Below are 20,573 nucleotides of genomic sequence, written 5' to 3' on the forward strand. Positions count from 1 at the left end.
GAGAAGAAGAGAAAAGAAGCTGAGGAAGCAGAGAAGAAGAGAAAAGAAGCTGAGGAAGCAGAGAAGAAGAGAAAAGAAGCTGAGGAAGTAGAGAAGAAGAGAAAAGAGGCTGAGGAAGCAGAGAGGAAGAGAAAAGAGGCTGAGGAAGCAGAGAGGAAGAGAAAAGAAGCTGAGGGAGGGGTTGAGGAGGAAAAAGAAGAGGGGTAAACTTGTTTGAGAAAATGGAAACAAGCAGTTTAATGCAGTAGATACTTGGTTGCTTGCTTTCCGAAAGGGAATAGAGGCATGGGATACTGATATAAATGAACGGAGCTAGTGAATTTGTCAAACAAATTATTTTGTATAGTAAATTAATAGACGGTGACTAAGCAGATGTTTGTTGAAAGAATAATATAAGAAGTGAATGTACGGGGGAAATGTGATGAATATGTATAAAGGTATTTTACTAGCTGGGTTATTTATAGGCGGTGTTGTCAGTTTGCAGGCATCATCATTTCATACATCTGTTCAAACAGTAATGCTATGTAAAGATTATGACGAGGTCTATGATGCACGAGGAAATCTTCAAAATTCTGAATGGTATCAAACCTTTGAAAAAAAGATAAAAGAAGGAAGATCGAAATTAGATAAAGCACCTTTAGTTTTTTCAAGGCAGTTTGTTACTACACGTGTTGCACCGGATGTTTTACAAAAAATGAGAAATGCAAAATTAATACCAAAAGATTATACTGGCTCGATTGTGCAGGTGTGCCGTATGTATCATAGCTTGGAATAGCGTAACGATAGGGGAACTGGAAAACAGAGATAACAAGGATGTATAATGAAAAAACGATTAGTACGGTTATTAGCGGGCATACTGATAAGTGGAAATTGTGCTTTAAGCGCATTTGAGCGTACATATGCTTCTACAGGTGTTTTTATGCATTGTGAGAAGTATGATGATATATATGATAGCCGCGGAAATTTAAAAAATCCTCATTGGTATATGCCGGTAGAAGAAGTGATTTTAACAAGTAAGAGAGTTCAGAAAGCATTAACTAAAAGAACAATGTCTACATTAGTTGGGCGGTCTGCAGCAGAAAAAATTGACTACTATGTGCAATATGGTGTTCCTACCATTCAATTTTCTCATCAATTTATCACTGATCACTCATTCGGAGCAAAAGCCCGTGTGTGCCGAGTATATTACATGATGTTGCCTTATAAAGAATTTGAGAAAGGGCGAAAATCCTCTGATTTTGATTATTAATTAGTTTGGGGAGGGATATTGATAAGAACATGCTATGCTAACAAGCATGGATAAAAAATTACGTATAGCTTTGGTCACAAATAATTGGCAGCCATATTCTGGTGGTGTTGTAAGCTCGTTGCGTATGCAGATTGCTGCTCTACAAACAATGGGACACGAAGTTATGCTTATTACCCTTTATTTTTTAGGTAATGAGCACAAAGACCCTGCATTTGTAAAACGCATACGTTGTCCGTTGCGATTTATGTACAAAAAAAATCATATGGCAGTGCCATGGCGTGCATATAAACAAGTTTTTGAGCTACTTAATGATTTTAAACCACATATTATTCATACACATCATCCATTTTTGCTTGGTGTTTCTGCATTAAAAGCTGCACGTATATTAAAGGTGCCGATTGTCTTTACACATCATTCTGTATATACTGCCTTTGCGTATTATATTCCTTTGCCAACATGTATTACAAAGCCAATTATTGCACGACTGGTAAAAAATTTTTATAGCAAAGTTGATGGCATTATTGTGCCCAGTAGTATGATTGCAACGCATTTGAAAACGCAAGGTATTAGGACACCAATTACAATTATTTCTAGTGCAGTTCAACCAGTTTTTTTTTTATCTTTGTCAGAGACTGTTGCAGATGAGCCTTATGGAGAAGTTTTTGATCTTCTTTTTATCAGTCGGTTTGCAAAAGAAAAGAATATCTCTTTTTTATTAGATGTTTTTGCACAATTACCAAAGCACCATTTTAGATTTACGTTGGCTGGCTATGGTCATGCATATGATGGTCTTAAAAAATATGCTTATACTGAACTAAAATTAGATCCTGAGTATGTACATTTTGTTTATAAACCTTCCCTTCAGGATTTGAAAAAGTTATACACAAAGGCAGATTTATTTGTTTTTGGTGCTCTTTATGAAACACAGGCAATTGTGCTGGCAGAGGCGATGGCTAGCGGTATACCGGTTGTTGCATTGGATGGGCCTGGGCAGCGTGATATTATCAAAAATGGCGTAAATGGCTTTATAGTCTACTCTCAAAGTAACATGTGTGAGGTAATTCAGAAAATTGCTGCAGATCGAGATTTACACCGAACGTTATCTGAAAATGCCCTCAAAACAGCGCAAGATTATACTTTTGAACATATGGGGCAGAAGTTAATCAATTTTTATACCGAAATATTAGCCAAATCGCTGTATTAATCGGCATTTTATGCTATCATAAAATCATGAAGAAAAAGTTACTGTTTACATTAGTTTCACCTTTTAAACCTGCTGGTAGTCAGTCAGAGGCAATTAAAAAATTGTCTAAGGGTGGAAATGCCTGTTCTACTCTGATGGGGGTAACTGGTTCTGGTAAAACATTTACTATTGCAAATGTTATTGCCAAGCAAAATAAGCCTGTACTAATTTTATCGCCAAACAAAACATTGGCAGCACAATTGTATGAGGAATTTAGTAGCTTTTTTCCAGAAAATAAGGTGTGTTATTTTGTCAGTTATTATGATTATTATCAACCAGAATCTTATTTGCCTGCGCAAGATATTTATATTCCCAAAGAAACAAAAGTAAACAGTGAGATTGAGCGGTTGCGTATTGAATCAACTGCATCACTGATTAATAGGAGAGATACAATTGTTATTTCTTCCGTTTCTTCTATTTATTCGCTTGGTAATCCATCAGATTATCGCGATTTATCGTTATCACTTTCAGTTGGGCAAAAATATAAACGCCAAGATCTTGCTCATAAGCTCATTTTTATTCAATACAAACGGAACGAAGTAGATAAAGATTCAGGTACGTTTCAAGTGTTTGGGAATATTCTAGAAGTGCAGCTTCCGTATCAAAAAGATAAACTGAGAATTGAACTTTTTGGCGATGAAATTGAATCATTACAATGGGTTAGCAAGCAAAATAATACTGTAATGCGTGAGCTAGATAATACGATTGTGTTTCCTGCAAAACATTTTGTAACGACACAAGAGAAAAAAGATGCGGCTATTGCAAGCATTCGTGCAGAGCTTAACGATTGGATACCTCAGTTGCAAAATCCACTTTACAAAGAACGTATACAAACACGCGTTGCACATGATATTGAAATGCTGCAAGAAGTTGGCTATTGTTCGGGTATTGAAAATTATTCTGTGCATTTTGATGGCAGAAAAAGTGGACAAGTGCCATTTTGTTTATTTGATTTTTTTCCAAAAGATTTTTTACTCATTATTGATGAATCGCACATTGCCGTGCCACAATTGCGCGGTATGTATGCGGGTGATAGGGCTCGCAAAAAATCGTTGATAGAATTTGGCTTTCGTTTGCCAAGTGCCGCGGATAATCGTCCGCTTCAATTTGAAGAAATTGAGCGTTATTTTAATGATGTTATTTTTATTTCTGCAACACCAGGGCCATACGAGATAGAAAAGTCTCAACAGGTAGTTGAACAAATTATTCGTCCAACTGGTTTGGTTGATCCAGAAGTTTACGTACAACCACGCGTTGGCCAAATGGACCATTTATTGAACAAAATTAAACAAACAAGCAAAAAAGGTTTGCGTACATTGATTACGGTGCTTACCAAAAAATTAGCTGAGCAGCTAGCCAAGTATCTGCAAGAAAAACATATAAAAGTCTGTTATTTGCATAGTGAGCTTAAAACACCACAGCGTACTGAGTTACTACAAAAATTACGTCTTGGGGTATTTGATTGTTTGGTTGGTGTTAATTTATTACGAGAAGGGCTTGATTTACCAGAGGTTGCTTTTGTTGCTATTATGGACGCTGATATTGAGAGTTTCTTGCGTGATAAACGTTCATTGATTCAAACGATCGGGCGTGCTGCACGTAATACTGAATCCAAGGTTATTATGTATGCTGATACGATAACAAAATCAATGAAGGCAGCAATTGATGAAACGCAACGCCGGCGTGCAATGCAGCAAGACTACAATACAAAGAATGGAATTATACCTAAAACGGTCAAGCGTGATGTTATTAAAAGTATTATATCGATTCAGCAAGCTATTGCTGATGCAAGTAAGGGTAAAAAAAGGCACAAACAACAAGAAAACATCGATCAATTTGATGCACAAACACGAATGAAAAAAATTATTGAACTAGAATCTCAAATGAAGCAGGCTGCACGTAATCTTGATTTTGAAAAAGCTATTGCACTTCGTGAGCAATGGAAACAGCTGCAACAATAAGCTATTTTGTGCTTAAATGTCCAAACTTTCCATATTAACACCAATATCAAATGCTGGGTTTAGTGCGCTATCAATTTGCTGGCTAGCTTGTTTTGCTTGTTCTTGTGTGGCATCTTTGTGCTGTTGAATCAATAAAAAGCAGGTGCGCTTCTTGTTTGTTTGTGGATTAACTAGTTCAAACGATTTGCCCGCAATTTGGGAGCCTGGCAATAATTTTTGTGCCTGAGAAGCAGTGAGTGTTGTTTTTTCTGGTGCGCATACTGCTTTTATAGCAAAACGTTTTTGTACTTGTGCATGTACAACACTAAATATGAAGCTTACGACTAACAGTGCAATATATTTTTTATCCATAGTTTTTTCCTTATTATTGCTTATATGATGATTATACGTTTATAACACGTACTATTTTCTTTTTTCTTCTTGTGGCGCTATTTTCTTTTCATCTAGGTAGTGAAGCAATAACGAACCTGAGGCCATCTGTGCATCTACTTTTTCAATAAATCCTGGCAGTATATGACAAATTTCTTTTTGTTCGTTCTCGTATTGTACGGCAAATTTTTTTTGAAAGTTTTTAGGCTTATAATCAGATATTTTGATATTCTCATCTTTTGAGCATATTACATTTACATCAAGAATAGTTGCGAATTTTTTGAGATCTGTAGGTGCTATAACTGCTTTTTTATCTGTTGGATCCTGCTTTTTTTGCTGAGCTTTATTTATAAAGATGCTTAAAATCGCAAATCCCGTCAAAAGCGCTATTGTAAGCTGTTTTTTGTTCATTTTTTCCCTTTTTTCACTTTATTTCTCCCTATATAATTATTACAAATAGAATTGTTATTGCGCAAGAATTTATACTTTATATTTACCGAATAAAAAAATATCAGGGGGTTGTTTTGTATGATCTAAAGGTGTTTTTAAGGTGTTAATTACGGAAAATAATTATTGTATAGCACAATATAGCTCGATTCAATGCGAATTTTCTTCAAAGATGCTTTTTATAGGTGTTTTTGGGTGCCTTTTTTTGCCTATCTATTTTTGACAAATAGAAATATTAATGATATCATAAATATAAGGTTGGAGAAAAGGTGCAGGTACAATGGAGGTGGATATGAAAAAGTCATTTATATATAAAATATTTGCTTTTTTACTTGTGGTTAACTTAACAGCTTTTGGTGCTAAAAAAGATGAATCAAAAGTAGAGCAAGAAGTATCTTTCTTTCAAAAAGCTAAAAATATCATAACTAACAAAAAAGTATTGATGTGTGGTGCTGCAGCAGCTGCTGGTGGCGTAGCTTATTTCTTGTGTCCAGAATCAGTTAAAAATTTCTTTAATCCAAATCACTTATATAAACATGGATCTCTGACAAAAGAGATCACTGTTGATTTGGTTGGTGATAGTCTTGAGAGTGCTATAGGCAAAACACTGAAAGAAACAGTGCCTTCGTTTGCTCAAAATGTTATTAATATTGATAATATCGCTGCTAGTACAACACAAAAAATTGTTGGTTCATTTAGCTTTGATATTGCTCTGCCAGTAGCTCCACTTAATTATCTTCGTAAAACACTTTTTAGTGGAGTAATCAACTCAAAAACAGTACAATTTGGTATTTCAGTGCTTGCTGGTGGTGTGGCGGCGTATGGTGTTAATAAAGTTAAAAATGTAGTACAGAGTATTGCAGATCTTCCAGAAAAATGTACTCGTGAAAATATTAAAAAAGCTTGTTGGGTAGGTATCCCTGCAGTGATTGCAGGTGGTGTTATTGGCTGTATTGTGTTTAAAAAATACCCAGAGTTTTTAAAAGATTTTTGTAATCCAAATCACGTAATTGATGATATTAAAACAGAAGCGGTTTTTAAGTTTACAAAAAGAAGCTTAGAAGAGTTTATTTTTACAAATTTGAAGCAAAACGTGCCAAAATCTGTTGCATGTATGATGGAAAAATATTCAAAAGCTACTCTTCAAGAGATTGCTTCAAAAACAGCAGAAAAAGTGTCGCAGTTGGGTGTTGATGTTGCTGTTAAGGTACCAATGAAAGCAGTTAATACAGCTCGTCAGTCACTATTTGGTGGATGTGTAAATGGTAAAAATATACGTATGGCAACATCGCTTGTAGTAGGTGCTGCAATTACATGTGGTGTAAGTATGCTTGCAAGCAGTTGTTATGACGTTGTTACAAGTAATAGCAAAAAAGTAAAAAAAGCGCTTATGTATAGTGCTCCTCTTGCGGTGGCTGCGATTGCTGGATATGGCTTGTATAACTACTTTCCTCTCGGTATAACAGCTGCTATGAACACTAATGTTGCTAACATTGCTACAGGATGTACAATTCCTGCTAATTGGATTTCTGATCGTTTGGCTGGTAGCAGAGGTATCGAATGTGCTATAAATGTTTCTTCAGCACCAATTAATGCATTGCGTGAAATGGTGTGTAGTCCAGATAAGGTACGAATGGCAACAGCTTTGGTTGGTGGTAGTCTTGCTGGTTATGCAACGACATATCTTAAAAAGCCTGCTGAAAGATTATTTGGTTATTTCTCTGGAAACAAAACTGAGGGTCAGAAGTAAATCAAAAATCTGTATAAAAGTATATCTTTTTAACATATAAATTGCCTTTATGGCTGCATATTCAAGCATTAAAGTGTTGAATATGCAGCCTATTTTTTTTATGCTTAATATACAGAAGGATCTCTATGCTATGTATCGTTAGAAATACTGTATTAAGGGGGCCGATAGTATTATGAAGCAAGCAGTTTTTATCGCTATATGCATCTTTATGTTTTCTATTCAAATACCCGTAAGTGCAATGAGGCGCAGATCTTCGGGGCTGATACCTTTAGTACGGTCGAAATTTGTTAGCGCTGCAACACCACGTTATATGCAATATTATAAGTCTTTTGGACAAAATATTTTTAAAAGAGCGAATTCAATGGTAGTAAGGCCACGGACTAGCTGGTGGCATTGGATTAAAAGTAAATGGGATGTAGCAAGACCTAGGAAAAAAACTATGATAGGTACTGCTGGTATAGTGGCAGGGGGGGGGGTAGGATGGCTTGGATTACCAATACCTCGTGTCAGTGGAGAAGAAGGTTTTTTTAATTTAATGGGTACAGAGCGCGATGGCATAGAGTATTTAAAACAAGACATAAGCAAAGCTTCACCTGAAAAAATTGATGAGTACTGGAAGTTTGCACTAAGTGATTTTGGTCGACTACTTAAACAAACATTTGGTTTGGAAATACTTTTATATCTTATTGAAGTAGCGCCAGATAGAGTACCAACAAAGGTACTAAATCAAGCAGTTTCTGACAATATTGACCAGTTTTTTTTGGCACAAAAAAGCCCTGAATTGATAAAAAAATTACTTACCAATTATCCAGATGAGGATCAAAAGTTATTTGGTGCTGTTTTTATATATGCTCAAGAACGCTCATATATATATAAAAATGAAGGTGGTCTTGACTGGTGGAGTTCAGCAAAGCCAGAAGAAATAGCAGAGAAATTATCCAGCCGCACAAAGACAAGAAATATTATACATGTCATGAATGATATTTTTGCCACTTTTTCTGAGAAGGAAAGTAAGGTTGTTGACTATGTTGTTGAATACGTTAAAAACGAAAATGCATTTGATATGTTGCTTGAGTTTGAAGAGGGGATTGAACTGCTGCACGATGTGTTTAAATGGAGCACAGAGAAGAACAAGAAAGATATTAACGAGAAATTTAATGATTTAGTTGTAAGAAAAAGTTTGTCTATTATTAACTCTAATAAAATAGTACCAGCACGAGTATTACTCCAATCTGAAGTGGGCATTGATTTTTTGCTTGATTTGATGGGAAATGATGATGTTCTTAATATTGTAGATTTATTTTTTACAAGTGATTACTATACGTATCAAGAGCCAACTCATTTGAAATTTATTGATAATATGTTGAGCAATAAAAAACGAATGGCTGAAGGTAGATATAAAAACCTTGTTACGTTTCTAGTCAAAGGTATCGGACAACATATAGAAAGGCTTCCTAGTAGTGCTGCACCATATCTTGAGCGTATTTTGAGGCACGAAGTTCCTAAAGGGGGACGAATAATAAGTTTATTTAGAGAACAAAGCCCAGTAGAGTATATTGTGAATTCTATTCCTGAAACTATTATTGTTAAAACAGGGCAAGGAGAAGTAGAAGTGAGGCCACTATTTGATTTAGTACGAGCAATCAGGAATCAGAGGTTTCATCAAGCAATAGAAACGAAAGAATCACAAGAAGAGCTTAATGAGCAGCTACTAGAACCTGTAGAACTTGACGTTGCTGGTATGGATCCAGAGATAAAGCGGGTATTTTTGAGAGCGCCCGCACATGTACAGGATCTTATTTTAAGTAGACTGAGCCCTTCTGAAAAGAAATACCCAGATCCAGGTGTTCCTCCACATTAATATGTGGTACCCTGTTTATTTGTGTGTCGCTAACCTTTATTTTAAGCGCATAGATGAGCGAGGATAGTATGTCATTTCATGAAAGATTGTTTTTTACGTTTATTGTTGCGGTTTTTTTTTCTGCTGGTATGTATTGCCTACAATTTGACCATCACCAGCCAGTTTTACAAGAAAAATCAATTATTATTGAGGTCAAAATGCTGAAAGATTTGATACGATTATTTCCCACATCACCACAAGAAATTAAAGATTGGGTTGTTCAATCAAAAGAAGAAATACATGCTATTATAGATAAGATTATTACTATTCCTGACGATAAACGTACTTTCCAGAATACAGTTAAAGCATTAGATGATATTGATTTGACCGGAAGTAATATTGTTGGTAGCGCAGTGCAAATTTTAGAAATGGTAAGCCCGGATAAAGAAATTCGAGATGCGGCACATGATGCAGTTATTGAACTGCAAGCGTTTTTAGTGGAGCACTTGAGCAATAACAAAGTGTTATACAATGCATTTAAATCATATGCAGATGGCAATGCAAAAAATGAGCAGCTTACACGAGAGCATCGATATTTTCTTGATGAAGCATTAAGAGATTGGAAGCGAGCAGGGCTTGAGCTTCCTGACAAACAGTTAGCTGAAGTTAAAGAATTGAGAAAAGAACTTGCGAAGCTTGCCTCAGAATTTGATAGAAATATTGCAGAAGATACACCAATTATTACAGCAAAAAAAGATGAATTGGCTGGTTTGAATGATGCCTTTTTTGCTGGTATTGAACAAAGTGAAGACGGTGCATATATTTTACCGCTTAACTATCCTGTATATTTTGCTATTGTAGATGAATGTACTGTTGCCGATACACGCAAACGTGCGTACAAAGCGTTTGTTAATCGAGCGTATCCAAAAAATAAAGATATATTGCAATGTATTATCGCAAGGCGTTTTGAACTTGCACACAAGCTTGGTTTTAGCAGTTATGCAGAGCTTGATTTGGCAAGTCAGATGGTTGGTAGCCCACAACGAGCACAACAATTTATGGACGAATTGTTAGAGAAAGTGCAAATAAAAGGGCGCAAAGAACTAGCAACGATATTGAGTGATTTACCAGAATCAGTTATACCAACACAAGACGGGCGCTTGAATCCGTGGGATACACGTTTTGCGACAAAACAATATAAGAAAAAACATTTTAATATTGATGAGCAAGAAATTGCTCAATATTTTCCTATGGAAAAAACCATAGAGGGATTGTTTGAGGTATACAAAAAGTTTTTTAGTATTGACTTCAAACAAATTACTATTTCTGGTTTATGGCATTCTGATGTAAAAGGGGTGGAAGTATTAGATAAGCAGGGTAATACGCTGGGTTATTTATTACTTGATTTGTATCCACGACCATTCAAGTTTTCTCATGCGTGCCATGCAGGTATTATACCTTCTACATATATAGATGGTAAACCAAATATTCCTGCTGGTTTGGTAATTGCAAATTTTAGTAAGCCAACTGAAGATAAACCTGCATTGCTTAAAAAAGATCAGGTAAGTACGTTTTTTCATGAATTTGGACATGCGCTTCATGCATTATTGGGTAGGACAACACTAGCCGGCCATGCTGGAACAAAAGTGAAAACTGATTTTGTTGAATTACCATCTCAAATTCTTGAAGAGTGGCTCCTTGATAAAGATATTTTAAAAATGGTCAGTAGCCATTATCAAACGGGTGAATCTTTGCCAGACGATTTGATAGATAGCATTATTGCAGTTAAGAATTTTTCTGTTGGCAATTGGGCACTGGCGCAGCTTTATTATGCAAATATATCGCTTACTTACTTTAATGGTGATGCTTTGATTGATTTGAAAAAGTGCATGAACCAGTTGCACGAAAAAGTTATCGTTGATACTGCTATCGATCCTGATAACCATTTTTATTGTAATTTCGGTCATTTGACTGGATATGGTGCAAAATATTATGGCTATCTGTGGTCAAAAGTATTTGCGAAAGATATTTTTGATCAAGTCAAAAAACATGGATTACTCAATTCTGAAGTTGGCCAAAAGTATGTGGCAGCTGTATTGAGCAAGGGTGGCAGTAAAGATCCAAATGAATTACTCAGAGATTTCTTAGGCCGTGAACCGAATCAAGACGCATTCTTGAGTGATTTGGGATTAAGATAGTAAACAATAGTGTTACAATAATTGTTTTTTTAAAGCCTCATTACTTTTCTTCTTCGTGTGGGGTGTTAAAAAAATACATATGCATTGTGTCGCCTTGATTTTGTTTTTCTGGTGGTTTGTTATGCTGGCGATAATCGGTTTGCTCAATGCGATTTTGTTTTTGTTTGCCCAGGTATACAGCGAATACCTGTTTTACTTCTTGGCGTAGGACAACATGACCATTTTTTATATCCTGCCATAAGTGATTAATGTTATACCACTGCGTACTGCGTACTTCGTCTGATTGTTCTTCAATCTCGCCACGCTTGTATTGCATAAGATAATAAATGTGTGCAGTACTGATTCCTTGATAAACATTAGTTCTATAAACAATTCCTAATGGGCAAAGAATATCTGCTATAATACCTGTTTCTTCTTCGACTTCACGTTTTGCTGCATGTTCGGGATTTTCTGCAAGTTCAACGCCACCACCTGGAACTTCAAAGCCTGTGTTGCGACTAATTGGTTTGGTGAGCAAAACATACACATTACCGTCATTATCTTTTTTTATTACCAAACCACCTGCGCCAAGGTTTGCCATGCCGTGTGGCGGTATATCAACACCGTTTTTATATACAAAACTAATATATGTTTGATCAATGTGATGTGTTTCAAAACCACATTCCTTGATGTACAGTACGTGTTGGCCAAGCGTGAGTGGTAGTTTCAGCCATATTGCACGCATGCCGGTTCTTGCAAGCAAAAGATTGAGCGTGTTTTTTATTTTAGTAATATCATCTGCTGATGTTATCTCTATGTGTGCACCAGCATATTCATCTTGGCAAAAAGGTAGATGATCAGGTTTTTTTTCTATATGGGTACATTGTACTGATGTGTATATAAGAATAAGTAATGATACTATATGAAAATATTTCATGATGACTCCCTTATTTGGATCATTTTTTACCAAATGACTACAATAAATGCCAGTTTTTTTTATTGATGCTACTGAAAAAAGCTTATGGATTTCCTATGCTACCAATAAATGAGTCATTAATTTAATAACAGCCTATAGTACATTCATTAACAATGCCTGGAAGCATATTAAAGGTTGATGCAGAAGGTTTTGGCACTTCTAAAATATGTGCAAGTGTGTTGGCAAATTGGGTTGTATATACTTTATCGTTGATAGTACGATTGCCAATTTTGTTTCGCTGATATAGAACGAGTGGGACATGCGTATCGTATTCATATGGGCTGCGATGTGCAGCGCCATTGGGATATTCGCTCGCAAAGCTATATGGGTATGGTTGAATAAAAATATAGCCACTTCTTTTTGGATATATTTGGTTTTTAAAGAGTGCTGCAATATCGGTGCATGCATATGCAGGATTTTCTAATTCATCGCGTGTCCAGACTTGTTTAATTGCTGGTTGCTCGAGTAAAAAATCTTTAATTTCCTTGATAAGTCTTTTTTTATCGCTTCGTTTTAGGGCGTGGAGTTTTTTTTCATTTAAAAAAAAGCAAGGCGATTTGAAATCATATATTAATTTTTCTATGCCAAAGTGTTGTTTAATGTGTTCATTAAGTTTTTTAACTTCTTTTGAATAGACAAATCTATGAGCATGGTGTATGCCGCGCTCTTTCATTAATTCAGGTATTGGTGCTGCTCCATGATCAGCTGTGAGTGCATATAATGTTAAGCGCTCATTTGTTTTTGTAGAAACCCAATGCATAAAAGATTTGAGTTGTTTATCAAGATGATAGAGGCAGTCAATAAGTTCTAAACTTTCCTGTCCATAGTTATGACCAATTTTGTCAGGTGTGCTAAGGCTAATCCACACAACGAGCGTGCTACTTTCTGTGCGGCGATAATGTATATCGATACATTTTTTTGCACAATCAAGCGTTAGTTGCATTGCTTCTGGTGTTTGCTGGAAATGCTCATACTCTTTACCAACTGGTATTGTTTTGCCTACCAACTGTTTACCGGCAGTAAATCGATAATCTTTTTCGTGGGTAAAGCGATATGCTGGATGATTTGGTCGTAATGCATATGGCCAATGTATTTTTCTGATTCCTCCAATGTTTTTATTGTTATTAAACACGGTTACCCATTCTGGTAATGTATTAAAATATGCTTTACTTGAGGTGAAGTTACCGCTTTCTTCATCAAACCATAATGCTTTGCCAAGTTTACCAGCACAAGCAATGGCAGCACGACTTTTGAGTGAAATTGAAAATACCATTTTAGGAGCATGTGGTTGCGAGGCGAGTATAATTTGATCAGAAATACCATCGACCATTATGTTTTTTGCGGATTTTCCATATGTATAGGGGCCAGTTGGGCCGAACACTGCCGCATGTTCTGCATGGTCATCATCACATTTTATACTTATGCCGTTTGTATCAAACCAGCGGTTGCCAATGATTCCGTGCTCTTTTGCAAAGGTACCAGTATTGAGCGCGGTATGTCCGGTTGCCGTTGCGGGCATTGCATGTGGATGATATGCATTAGTAAAGTTTAAACCATTTCTGAGTAAAAATTTTATACCACCTTCCATATATTTTTGTAGTTTTTGCATAGTACGGTAAGCAAATTGGTCAACTACAAAAATGATTACTAAATTTGGTGTTCGTTCTGCGTTGACTAGGTTACACTGTATAAAAAGTATGCTTGTGCAGAGGATAAGTTTTTGTATACGCTTCATTTTTTTCTCCGTATAGTTGAGAGTATTTGATACAAAAAATGTAGAGGTAAAAATGATTGGTTATCAAGAGTTTTAAGATGATTCGAAAACATAGAGGCATTGTATTGCGTCGTTATACACCAAGAAAATCAAAAATAATTGTTCTAGATAGAGAGCTTGGTAAAATTGAATCTATTCCACACGTAGATATATTGTGTCATGGTGCAGTGATAGAATATTTTCCTAAAAAAATGTGCCTTTTATACAAGCTAGAATCCTTTCAGCTTATTGTGGCTCCATTACATTTTGCTCGAGATCATATTCAATTTTTACATCATGTTTTAGAACTCACATATTATTTTGTACCACTTGATAGCCGTGTCCCAGAAATTTTTGACTTGCTGTTGTTTTTATATAGGATGAAAAATAGTTCGTGTACAGCCACATTTCAAAAACTTTTTGTGTGTAAATTTTTTGCGCTTTTGGGCTTTTTCCCGGAGAACAAAAAAATGAGGCAATCATATTTCCATCAATTGGTAGGAATATCTATTGACACTCTCGTACAACTATCCATAAATTTAGAGGTCGAATATGCACTACAACAATGGATATATAGCTGTGTGGCGCAGCATCCACGCGCACGTTTTTTTAAAACAATACATTGGTTAAAACCAGGTGAAATTCCATGAAAACATACAATATTGTTCTGTATACACTACTCTTTTTTGTCTCATCGCAAGTAAGTGCAGTATTGCCAGATCCAACACAGCAGGTAGCAGATACGAAAATTTTTACAACTGTTGTGGAAGATAAGCAAAAAAAGATAGAGTCGCTTAAAGAGAAAAACAATGAGCTGCAAGAAAAAAATGTTGCTTTTTTACGGGAAATAAAATCAAGCGCACAGGAAGTAAAAAGCAGTATTGTTGTCGTCAAAGGCGAGCTTACCCAAAATCCGCAAAACGAATTTGCCAATAGGCAGTTAGCCTTGCTCAATGAACGTGATCAAGTGCTAAAAGAAAAGCCACTTGTCTGGGAAAAAATAATCACACAAGTCGATAATCACATACGATACTTAACCGAATATTTGGAAGATCCAGATTTTAAAAAGTACAAAAATGATTTACTCAAAGATACCACAGCATATTCTTTTGAGTATTTTCAACAAGTACATCAATGGATGGTTGATCAAGAAAAAAAAGTTGCGGATCTTAAAGAAAAACTTAAAAATTCCTCTGTTGGGCTTGAAAGTCGTAAGCGTACGGCTATTGCAACGGTTGAAGCGCATGAAAAAAAGGCAAAAGAGTTTGGACAAGAGGGAAAAAGGGTTGTTTCAGGTTCATTTGTTTTTGATGCACAGCAACGAACGCGTTTATGGAAGTTGGAACAAGAGTTGTTTCAAGATAAAAAGCAGATTGATGAATTAAAAATTGAGGAGATAGAATATAAAATTGATATACTCAAGACAAAACAGCTTATTGCTCGTTTGCGCAGAGATATTATCAAAGAAGTGATAAGTACTGTAAAATCTGCAATACAAATTAGTGAAGCAGATGTTTCATTTGCACGTGATGAACTTGAGAAAAAAAAGCAGCAGTCTTTTGTAATCAGAAATCGATATCGGCAAGAAATAGAAAAGCTCACTTTGTTACAAAAAAAACAAGATCAGGCGCTTACTATTGCTAGCAAGCAGTATAATGTCGGCTTAGATAAAGAGCTTGATGATTGGAGCAAGGAGCCAAAAGAGACGGTGGCCGCATATTTGGGGCTGTATATTGTAGGGAATTTAAATGATCAAGTATTACTCATAAAGCGCAAAAAGGATTTGCTCAATGCTCAACTTGCACTTGAAGAAGAAAAAATGCGTTATCAAGGTATTATTATTGAGGCAAAAGACTCGTTTCGTAAAATAGTCTCAGGTGTTTCTTTTTCAGAAGAGCAGGTTACACAAGAGAAAAAAAAATATGATGGTCTAAAGGCAGAACTAAAGGCAACAGATGTGGATATTGCTGCACGACAAAGTAGTGCAATTGAATTGCTGACGCGTCAAAAACGTGCACTTGATGAGATCAAAAAAAAGAGAGAAGAATTACAAAAATCTATCAGTACAATGTTTCGGCACAATGCACGTGAATATAATCAGTGTATTGAGCTTATCAATAGTGCTCAAGAAAAAATACGTGCTCAAATTGACATAAGTAATAAGGTTGTTAGCACGTATGTTGATGTAACCAATACAATGGGAAAAACAACTCATCAAATTGATTTTATTACTTCAGAGCTTGCACGAGTACCAGTAGTTTGGCATCGTCCAGAATATGCAATTACGTGGGAAGGTATCAATAATATACCGGTAGATGTACAAGCATTTGTAGCTGATATTACTTCACATCTTATGCAGATTAATCTATCTGATATTGTTAAATCATTTGCAGTAATATATCAGCAACCAGGACGGATTTTTTGGTGGTTCATAAAACTGGCGGTTCTTATTTTATTTTTATTTATTTTTAAAATGTATCTTCCTACAATTATTAGCATATTATTTCGTGTACCGGAGATTGGTTGGGCAATTCGGACATCATGTCTACTATTAGCGGCACTACTTACATTTATTCAGCGTTATTTTCTTTGGTTTTTTTTATGGATTTTTTGTTTTGCTGCGCTTTTTTTCTACACATTTGCTAATCCATATGTATACGTTTTTTTCTATCTTGTAACTATTGTTTATCTTCTGTATTTTGCGTATCGTTTCATTATTCATATTGCATTGTTTAATAAAAAACATGATTATGTTTTTTGGACATCTGCATTTGATCAGCGCTTTGTTTTTATTCTTTCAACCTTATTATACGCTACTATTATTATTTTATTTTTCCGACAGGCATTCATCCTTGGTAACTATCGTCGTTCAGAATTACCAACTATTCTTCTTGCTATCAACTTTATTATTTTTCAAATCTCTTTGATTGCATTGATAGCAAAAGAATTAATTCTGAGTATTATTCCAACCAAAACAGAGTGTTGGCGCTTTATTCATTCGTATATTGATAGGTATTACTATCTTATTCTGATGTTAGTGATTGCTATTATCGTTATGAGTAATCCATACGTTGGTTTTGGTAGATTAGTCCTTTACTTGCTGATCCGTATTATTTACACAATACTAATTTGTATAGGGTTGTTTTGGCTACATTTACTTTTTAAAAAAGTAACATCTCATATTTTCTTTTCCCACGAGCAAGAAACTGCTAAAGAGCGTTTTGCACAATCAAAAACTTGGTATGGTCTTTCAGTTATTGGTATTTTTTTGGCATTTATTTTTATTGGTGTTTTGCTTATTGCCAAGGTTTGGAGTTGGCCAGAAGTACTGAACAATATTACCAACTGGGAGGATTTTATTGGATTGCTCAAAACGCCATTTATGCTAGAAAAAACAGAAAATCCAATCTCATTTTACTCAGTATTACATATTCTATCATTTATTGTTAGCGGAACATTTGTTGCATTTGCGGTCAACTATTTTGTACTTGGTCGTATTTATGATATTTTGGCAGTAGATTCTGGTGTTAGAAATACAGTTTCGAGTTTAATACGATATTTAATTATAACGACAGCTATTATTTTAGGGTTCAAAGCTGTTGGTCTTGTATCGCTTGTTACGTATATTGTTGGTGCATTAATAATTGGTATTGGTTGGGTGATTAAAGATCCAATCGGAGATGTACTTGCTTACTTTATTATTTTAGTTCAACGTCCGGTTAAAATTGGTGATTATGTTCAGCTTGATAATGATACTAATGGTGTAGTTCGTAAAATTACGCCACGCTCTGTTGTGATTCGTAAAAAAAATAGCAATACAATTATTATTCCTAATAATCATGTTATAAGCAGGCCAATTACTAATTGGAACTATGTACGTGGTTTTGCGGCCTTTGATGATATTATTATTACTATTTCATACGATGCGGATCCAACTGAAACGCGTAATTTGCTTCTCAAAATTTTAGATGAAAATAACTACATTTTACGTCATCCAAAACCTGTTGTACGCTTGGATAATTTTGCAGAGTATGGTTATGAATTTATGGTTCGTGGCTATGTTAGTTCAAACTATGTGCTTGACATGTGGGATATTGCTAGTGATATCCGGCTGGCAATTGTTAAAGGCTTGAAAGAGAATGATATAAAAATTGCGGTGCCAATTCGTCTATTATATGACAAGAAAAATTCAATGCCAAAAGAATAATAAGATTTAATTTCATTGAAGATATTATAGGGAATAAGATGAAGTATAGCTTCTTATGTCTTTTTTGTTGCATTAGTATTACATTCTGCAGTATTTATCGATTTCTTATTTTTTTCATATTGTTCGAAATTTTTTCTTATAGAATTAATATCTTCATGTAAATTATTAATCGTATTGTATTTCTTAGTGGTATCAAAATTTTTAATAAGAAAATCAATAAAATCGTTTTTTTGCGTTGTTTCTTCTAAATTTTCTATTTTTACGTTAAAAGTGCTATTTATATTGAAATTTATTGTCATTTCAGTATTTGCTTGTTTTTTTGATGGCAACACAGAATCTTGTTTTTTTGATGGCAATACAGAATCAGGATAATAATAAAATGAAGAGCAAAAAAAAAAATAAATTAAAGGGCTTATTCCCCTTACCTTGCTTGATTGTTTTGTATTATAGAAATAAAAGAGAGCAATTCTTTTAATGTCATCCATACTTGGAAGAACACCTGTTTTATCTTTTTTTTTTATTATTGTTGAAAACAACCAAGATAGAAGTGTTTTTTTTTTTGATTACTAATATTTGTTACTTGATTTTTAATAGTATCATAAGTGACATTAAGTTTGTCTAAGAGGTCTTGTGTGCCAGAATAACTCGACATATTCGCACTTCTATGCTTATTCTTACATGCCATAGCCACTGATAGGTGATTATTCATATTTAATATGTAGTCATCTGTATTTATAGGGATACTGTATTTATATGGTTTACCCTTAGAACCTACACTTTTTGTTACTAAATTATCGAATTTTCTCTCTTCTTCGTTTTTATAAAGCTGGTTTGGTTTGACCCATGCTAATAAACCAAGACCACAAAGCGTCATCGCTGTTGCACCACATATCAAACCTTTTGCTGTAGGATCAAGATGTAAAAATTGATCTTTAAGCGCACGAGCACTGTGCTTTATAGCTTGCACACTCAATTTTGTTGGAATAGCTTGTATGCCTGCTAAGCTTCTTTTAAGAAGATATCCGCCGACTGCTACAAGACCTGATCCCAATACGGCTTTTATGCCTTGAGCAAATGGTCTTGATGGTGCTATAGAAAATTCTTCTCGAAAGGCTTTTTCTACAGGCGTAGATTGAAGTTTCATGGCTACAAGGCTGTGAGAAATAGTAAGTGTTAATAATATAAATAATAATTTTTTAAACATAGAAAGTCTTAGGATCTTTAGAGCCACCTATGTCAGAGCCACCTAAGCCATGATTCTTCTTTTTCCAGTTTTCAATACATTCACAAATTTTATTTGCAATAGCATTATTATCACTATTACTATTATTAATAATAGTAAATTGAAGTTCTTTTGTTATTGTAGAATAATGGCCTGGCATTAGTGGTGTTAGTGTTGTAATATCTGCTCTTATACAGATTTTATACTGTTGTTGTGTATCATTGTCCTTGGTAATATTGCCATAATAAGTGATATTTTGTTTATCAGCAGACCATTTTTTTAGATCAGCAGAAGCGTTGTCTTTACTAGAATCATCAGTTTTATCAATAGCATTTAATTTGAATAATGCGCTTTCTATATTTTGTTTCGCTGTTACTGCCATGCTTGAAGCATCATCTGGTTTCTTTACTTTTCCATTTCCTTTTTTGCTCGAATTACTACCTACGACGCTGGAAAAATCACCTTTTTTTAGATTATTGTTATTATTATTTTCTTTTTCGCTATTTTCTTTTTCGCTTGAATCACCATCTGTATTCTTTTTTTCTTCATTTACTTCTTGTTCTACTACGTTGTTTTCTTTAGCCGCTGCTGCTTTTTGAATTTCTTCAACTTTAGAACATACATCTTTGTGCCAATCTGTGATGCACTTATACTCTTTATCGCTAATTTTTGTAACCGCTTTGATTAAAGTCTCAAGATCGCTACCTTCTTTTTTTATTATTTTTTTTTTGTTTTTGTCTACTAGTATTGTTGCGTCTTTTTCTTCTGCTTTTACACTCAGCATGCCATTCATATCGAACGTTATTATCATTCTGATATCTGGATATGGATCTTTGATGATCCGCCTAAAGAAAAAAGAATAAAATGCAGAATTTATTGCACTCTTTGCGTTTTTTTTATAGAAATAATAGAGAGCAGTATCTTTCATGGAGTTGCTCTCTATTATCTCTATTGTATTACTTCTTATTATTTTTGAAAAAAGCCAAGGTAAAAAGGTTTTGTTTTTCCTATCATTGATGTCTCTTTTTATCTTGGATTTAATGGTATCAGTATTTTTTTTAAAAAAATTATCACTGTTCATCTGAAAACCAGGAAAAGAATAACTATTCTTAATAACATTTTCGATATATTCTGCTGCATTTACTTCAAAATCTTGTTTATATGTTGCCTTGTTAACTTGTTTATGTATTACCACTCCACGGCCTAGATTATTTATTAATGTTGTTATTTTAGGGCCTAGATTATTTATTATTGAATCATTAAATTTTTTTTCTTCTTTGATCTTGCAAAAATGGTTTGGTTTGACCCATGCTAATAAACCAAGACCACAAAGCGTCATCGCTGTTGCACCACATATCAAACCTTTTGCTGTAGGATCA

17 protein-coding genes are annotated in these 20,573 nt (G+C 34.7%); 10 read left to right on the plus strand and 7 right to left on the minus strand.

Features of this window, described 5'->3' with window-relative positions; all coding sequences use genetic code 11:
• From KC460_04535 to uvrB, 5 genes are all read left to right on the plus strand, one after another.
• The coding region (locus KC460_04535) for a hypothetical protein (protein MCA9770609.1) at positions 1–207 on the plus strand (207 nt) is incomplete at its 5' end.
• A 214-nt stretch (positions 208–421) separates the two neighbouring features.
• Positions 422–775, plus strand: coding sequence for a hypothetical protein (locus KC460_04540; GenBank protein ID MCA9770610.1), 354 nt, complete (start codon positions 422–424; stop codon positions 773–775).
• Positions 776–820: 45 nt separating this feature from the next.
• On the plus strand, positions 821–1,249 hold the full coding sequence (locus KC460_04545) for a hypothetical protein (protein ID MCA9770611.1): 429 nt from the start codon (positions 821–823) through the stop codon (positions 1,247–1,249).
• A gap of 46 nt (positions 1,250–1,295) precedes the next feature.
• On the plus strand, positions 1,296–2,453 hold the full coding sequence (locus KC460_04550; GenBank protein MCA9770612.1) for a glycosyltransferase: 1,158 nt from the start codon (positions 1,296–1,298) through the stop codon (positions 2,451–2,453).
• Positions 2,454–2,479: 26 nt separating this feature from the next.
• Complete coding sequence (gene uvrB / locus KC460_04555; GenBank protein MCA9770613.1) at positions 2,480–4,453, plus strand: excinuclease ABC subunit UvrB; 1,974 nt, start codon at positions 2,480–2,482, stop codon at positions 4,451–4,453.
• 12 nt (positions 4,454–4,465) lie between these two features.
• Here the strand turns inward: uvrB and KC460_04560 are convergent, their stop codons facing one another.
• A complete protein-coding gene (locus tag KC460_04560; protein MCA9770614.1) occupies positions 4,466–4,804 on the minus strand; it encodes a hypothetical protein in 339 nt (112 codons plus the stop codon).
• A 51-nt stretch (positions 4,805–4,855) separates the two neighbouring features.
• Positions 4,856–5,233: a hypothetical protein gene (locus KC460_04565; protein MCA9770615.1), complete on the minus strand. Its 378-nt coding sequence runs from the start codon at positions 5,231–5,233 to the stop codon at positions 4,856–4,858.
• A 328-nt stretch (positions 5,234–5,561) separates the two neighbouring features.
• On the opposite strand from KC460_04565, the gene KC460_04570 reads away from it, so the two are divergent.
• From KC460_04570 to KC460_04580, 3 genes are all read left to right on the plus strand, one after another.
• Positions 5,562–7,019 (plus strand): hypothetical protein, encoded by a 1,458-nt coding sequence (locus KC460_04570; protein MCA9770616.1) that lies wholly within the window; start codon positions 5,562–5,564, stop codon positions 7,017–7,019.
• Between the two features lie 172 nt (positions 7,020–7,191).
• Complete coding sequence (locus KC460_04575) at positions 7,192–8,880, plus strand: hypothetical protein (protein MCA9770617.1); 1,689 nt, start codon at positions 7,192–7,194, stop codon at positions 8,878–8,880.
• 68 nt (positions 8,881–8,948) lie between these two features.
• Positions 8,949–11,057: a Zn-dependent oligopeptidase gene (locus tag KC460_04580; GenBank protein ID MCA9770618.1), complete on the plus strand. Its 2,109-nt coding sequence runs from the start codon at positions 8,949–8,951 to the stop codon at positions 11,055–11,057.
• Positions 11,058–11,097: 40 nt separating this feature from the next.
• Here KC460_04580 and KC460_04585 read toward each other — a convergent pair whose 3' ends face one another.
• On the minus strand, positions 11,098–11,973 hold the full coding sequence (locus KC460_04585; GenBank protein MCA9770619.1) for an NUDIX domain-containing protein: 876 nt from the start codon (positions 11,971–11,973) through the stop codon (positions 11,098–11,100).
• A gap of 121 nt (positions 11,974–12,094) precedes the next feature.
• Positions 12,095–13,747: an alkaline phosphatase family protein gene (locus KC460_04590; GenBank protein ID MCA9770620.1), complete on the minus strand. Its 1,653-nt coding sequence runs from the start codon at positions 13,745–13,747 to the stop codon at positions 12,095–12,097.
• Between the two features lie 77 nt (positions 13,748–13,824).
• Between KC460_04590 and KC460_04595 the strand changes: the two genes are divergently transcribed.
• Complete coding sequence (locus KC460_04595) at positions 13,825–14,415, plus strand: hypothetical protein (protein MCA9770621.1); 591 nt, start codon at positions 13,825–13,827, stop codon at positions 14,413–14,415.
• Positions 14,412–17,972 carry a mechanosensitive ion channel gene (locus tag KC460_04600; protein ID MCA9770622.1) on the plus strand — a complete coding sequence of 1,187 codons (3,561 nt, stop codon included), beginning with the start codon at positions 14,412–14,414 and terminating at the stop codon, positions 17,970–17,972. Before KC460_04595 ends, KC460_04600 begins: the two co-directional genes overlap by 4 nt.
• Before the next feature lie 53 nt (positions 17,973–18,025).
• Here KC460_04600 and KC460_04605 read toward each other — a convergent pair whose 3' ends face one another.
• The 3 genes from KC460_04605 to KC460_04615 all read right to left on the minus strand — a co-directional run.
• On the minus strand, positions 18,026–18,457 hold the full coding sequence (locus KC460_04605) for a hypothetical protein (protein MCA9770623.1): 432 nt from the start codon (positions 18,455–18,457) through the stop codon (positions 18,026–18,028).
• A gap of 35 nt (positions 18,458–18,492) precedes the next feature.
• Positions 18,493–19,176, minus strand: a complete 684-nt coding sequence (locus KC460_04610; protein MCA9770624.1) for a hypothetical protein — start codon at positions 19,174–19,176, stop codon at positions 18,493–18,495.
• Positions 19,169–20,573, minus strand: a 1,405-nt coding sequence (locus KC460_04615) for a hypothetical protein (protein ID MCA9770625.1), incomplete at its 5' end; no start/stop codon positions are given. The genes KC460_04610 and KC460_04615, both read right to left, overlap by 8 nt.

Source organism: Candidatus Dependentiae bacterium (genome assembly GCA_020431705.1).
Lineage (GTDB): Bacteria > Babelota > Babeliae > Babelales > Vermiphilaceae > JAGQHQ01.